The organism is Paraburkholderia tuberum STM678 (assembly GCF_902833905.1).
In the GTDB taxonomy this organism is placed as follows: Bacteria; Pseudomonadota; Gammaproteobacteria; order Burkholderiales; family Burkholderiaceae; genus Paraburkholderia; species Paraburkholderia tuberum.
Window position 1 is genome coordinate 1 of record NZ_CADFGP010000211.1, and the last position, 314, is coordinate 314.

General features: G+C 60.8%; 1 protein-coding gene. It reads left to right on the top strand.

The genetic code is table 11. The features are described 5' to 3' along the window. Positions 1–314, top strand: a 314-nt coding sequence (locus HWY30_RS40985) for a group II intron maturase-specific domain-containing protein (RefSeq protein WP_279613350.1), incomplete at both ends; no start/stop codon positions are given.

The window sequence follows — 314 nt, forward strand, 5'->3', positions numbered from 1 at the left end:
ACGATAGCGGCACTCAACCCGGTGTTACGTGGCTGGGCCTCATACTTCCGCTTGACCGAGGTTAAAGGTGTACTGGAGGAGCTGGACGGGTGGGTACGGCGCAAACTGCGCTGCCTGCTATGGCGGCAGTGGAAGCGTCCGTCCACCCGTCACAAGCGACTACAAGCGCGAGGCCTGGATAAGACGCGGGCATGGAAGTCGGCAAGCAACGGACGCGGTCCTTGGTGGAACGCCGGAGCAAGCCACATGAACGCGGCCTATCCCAAGAGCTTCTTTGACGTATCAGGGTTGGTTTCGCTGCTCGATACCCAGCG